Here is a 3,629-nt window from a genome sequence, read left to right as displayed (position 1 = left end):
GTTGTGACATCCATTGCCATACCTCCAAGCGATCTGGATCGAGAGCCCTTAAGCGCGAGCAGGTCGATCGGCTAGCCTCGACGCTAACTGGCGAGACGCCCACGGGGTGCATTATCCAGACGCCGGAGACGGACCGCCCAGCGCTCCCGAAAGCGTTGCGAATGAATGTGCGCTTTGCATGAACCACCCTCCTGTCGACGCGGGGAACCCGCGTTCTCTCGCTGCCTAGGCACAAAAGGCGACGATTGCTGGTGGCGCTAAATCAACACCTCGATCGCCGACGCGCTGGAAACGGCGCCCTGCCTCAGGAGAGGATACTGTCACGCTACGCAGCTCCGACCCTGGTATTCCTTTCATTCCCTCTCGATCAGTTCAATGCGTGCAGATGTTCCGGTCACCGGCACATACGGCCCGACGTCCAGAATCAGCGCGGCTGCGCGCCAGCCATCCGACCGAGATGAGGTCGATACCTCGTCGCCGCAATCGCGGAAGCCGTTTCCGTGTCACGCGCCGGGAAGCCTCGGTGATCGCGCAGCGAGCAACCGTTGCCACTGCGCGGGCCAGATTTCCGACCGACATAATGCCTAGGGGGCGCCCGTGGCGTTGTCGGAGCTTCCCGCCATGTCCTGCACGCCGCTTTCTAACGCTTTTGAAGTAAGTATGGGGTTTCAACACGAAACGTGCCACGACATTTTCATTAAGCTATGATGTAGTGTTTGTGTCAGTTTAGGTTTACATCAACCCAATAAATCGGCGCGTCTGCGAGCCTGCTTGGCGGCAAGCGCACGACGGGCGCATCGCATGTTCGTGCCTGCCAGGTAGTTTGACGCGATCGGTGCGTCGGCGGCCTCGTGGGCCCCTGATAGGAGCGCAGAGCCTTGCCCCTCCTTTCCACCGTCTTGTCCTCGTTGACATCGAGGCCGAACGCCAAGCCTTGATCTCGGTGGTGTTGAAGGTCCTGTCTAAGTTCGCACCCGGCGGTCGTGGCTGTGGCCGGCCGCAGCGGTGGTCTCATCACCGCGCCCCCGGGCTGCGGGCCATAATGGGAGGGGCGAGCGCCGCTTTGCTGGTCTTAAGCGGTGAAGCCGCACCCCGCTCGCGCAGCCCAGTCAAACAGTTGTCGAAAAGATACCTCGTCGCCTCATAGCTTCGACCTTCATGATACTCCTAGTGATGGCGTAGTCTCTTGTCCGGCAAAAGGACGGGATGATTCGAGGTTTGACATCCCGGAGACTACGCCAACTCACATGCCAATCCTCCTGCGAGGGCACCCAGATTCCAGCCGCGGGTGACCAACACTGCAATAAGTCCTTCAGATATCTTCACAGAATCTTTGCGAGATCAGATCGCAGAGAATGGTAGCTTCCCCCTGGGCTGAGGCCCGGCGCGATTAACAAGTCGACGCCTGTTTACCCTGAGCCCGTAGCACAGCACACTACGGAGGTCGACGCCAATGGCAAAAAGAGCGCTCATCCTGATTGAAGGTAACAGGAGTATTGGACTGCTATACGTTAAAGCGGCCAAGCGTCTTGGCCTTCATCCAATTACCCTGTCGGCTGATCCAGCCCAGTACGACTATCTTGCGGCGGAAGGAATAGAGGCAATCCGTGTCGATACCGACAATCTCGATGCGCTGATCTGCGAATGCGTCCGGATGCGTTCAACCTACGACATTGCTGGCATTACTGGCTTTACGGGCCTCGACGAGTTGGCCTATGCGACAATTGCCAAGCTCTGCCGATCCTTCGATCTGCCAGGACCGAACCCCACATCCATTGAACGATGCTGCGACAAATTCGTGCAACGTCAGCTCCTCGCGGAGGCCGGCGTTCCAATGCCCGCTTATCGCTTAGCAGCCAATGCCGCGGACGTAGAAAGCTGTGCCGCGGAAATCAACCTCCCGGTGATTCTTAAGCCAGCCGTCGGCAGCGGCAGCAGCGGTGTCCGATTGTGCCGCAACGTCGATGAATTAGCCGAACATACGATCCATCTGTTGGGCGGGAAGCACAAATGGCGGTCTTCGCCCAGGATACTGGTCGAAGAATTCGCACAGGGGCCCTATTATTGGGCCGACATAATGGGAGATGAGGTCATTGGAATTGGCACCGCTGACTTCGGCGGTCCACCGCATTTTGTCCATCGTGAGTGCACCTATCCGGCTGTGCTGACTGACGACCAGCAGGAGCGTGTCGCCGACGTTTCGCTGAGCTGTTTGCAAGCTCTCGACCTTGGCTGGGGACCAACGAACATCGGATTCCGCTGGACGAAGCGTGGCCCAGTCGTCATCGAGGTCAATCCGCGTCTTGCAGGCGCGCCCGGTCCTCAAATGGTTAAGTTAGCTTATGGTGTCGATCTCGTCACCGAACACATTAAACTTGTGATCGGCGACGAATGGGATTTGCGCAGAAGGCGTTCGCTTATTGCGGGCGCGCGGTTCCTACTCCCTGATCGCGATGGCATCATCGACTGGATCGATGGTGACAGTCGGGCGGCTGCCGTGGAAGGTGTCGCCGAGGTCAAATTCTATGTTCAACCCAAGACACCTATCGTCAAGAAAGGCGATTACCGAGACACGATTGGTCACGTCATCGCCGGTTCGCCGAGCCGCGCCCAGACAGACGCGTTACTTCAGCATGCCGTAGCCTTGATCGATTGGTCGATCACGCCGTTTTCTGCCCTTGGCGAACAGGAACAATCAGTGGTCCCCGTACCTCCCAGAACGTGCGGAGGTGGCGTCAGGTAGAGCTGTGATTCGCCGAACATCGGCGCAATCGAGAGAAGGAGACTGACGCAGGTCAATGGGGTCCTTTGGCCGTCCGAGAGGATTCCCGATCAGCTGATTTTTGAAGTGGGATGCGGTTCACGTTGGCCAGCGCAATCCGAACGACGTGGCGTCAAGGCAGGGAGCTCGTCGAATGCTGCCTGTCTTGTAAACCAGGCTAATCCAACGCTAGTTGCAGGCTCGCCTCATTCGGTGAGGCGGCTCGCCCTGCGCTGCGTGGAGGGGTATCGAGTTCGGCCCAACTGGACGCAGGATGACCGTCGCCCCTTCGTAGGGAAGTCCTCGGAAATGACGATCGCGGCGTCGGGGGATGGCCATCATAATCGACTTCTCTCGATTGATACCGCCGGGTCTTCAGGCCGAGTCAAGGGCCGAAACAGCGAGACGGCGTATTCACCGCAACCTCCTTCGCGACCGCCGTTGAGGATCCGCATTAGGATCTAACCCGCTCCGCTTTGAATTCTGTCGTCGCCAAAGCCCAGGCATCCGAGGATCGCGCTGGACGATTTGGTAGGCGAAGTTCTCAAGGTTATGCGCACCCTTGCGGATGAGAGGAGGACAACGCTGATTGTCACGCAGGAAATGGAATTCGCGCCGGAAGTGTCCGATCGCGCGATTTTTCTCTATGGCGGCAGTGTGTGGGCAGAAAGTACGACCGCGCAAGTGTTCGTCGATCCCACATCAGATCGGTACCGCCGTTTGTAAACGGCCTTGCAAAGTAGGTACTGGCCCTTTGGGCCGCGAAAATGGTTAGAGCGCGTCCGTGTTGCTGCTAGGGCAGGGAACTTTGAAGATGAGAGGGTGGGGGGAAAGAATGCTGAACAATCGTCGGTCGCATGGGCTTTGG

1 protein-coding gene and 1 pseudogene are annotated in these 3,629 nt (G+C 58.2%); one reads left to right on the top strand and one right to left on the bottom strand.

Annotated elements, in window-relative coordinates; genetic code table 11:
* Positions 1-1,453 precede the first annotated feature (1,453 nt).
* Positions 1,454-2,743 (top strand): ATP-grasp domain-containing protein, encoded by a 1,290-nt coding sequence (locus tag NKJ12_RS31905; RefSeq protein ID WP_352707682.1) that lies wholly within the window; start codon positions 1,454-1,456, stop codon positions 2,741-2,743.
* 288 nt (positions 2,744-3,031) lie between these two features.
* Here the strand turns inward: NKJ12_RS31905 and NKJ12_RS32430 are convergent.
* Positions 3,032-3,146: pseudogene (locus NKJ12_RS32430) on the bottom strand (IS110 family transposase); the annotation flags it as partial.
* Positions 3,147-3,629: the final 483 nt, after the last annotated feature.

This window comes from Mesorhizobium sp. M0195 (assembly GCF_040322115.1).
Taxonomy (GTDB): Bacteria; Pseudomonadota; Alphaproteobacteria; order Rhizobiales; family Rhizobiaceae; genus Mesorhizobium.
The sequence above is the reverse complement of the archived record's forward strand: the minus strand, read 5'-3'. Positions and strand labels throughout refer to the sequence as shown.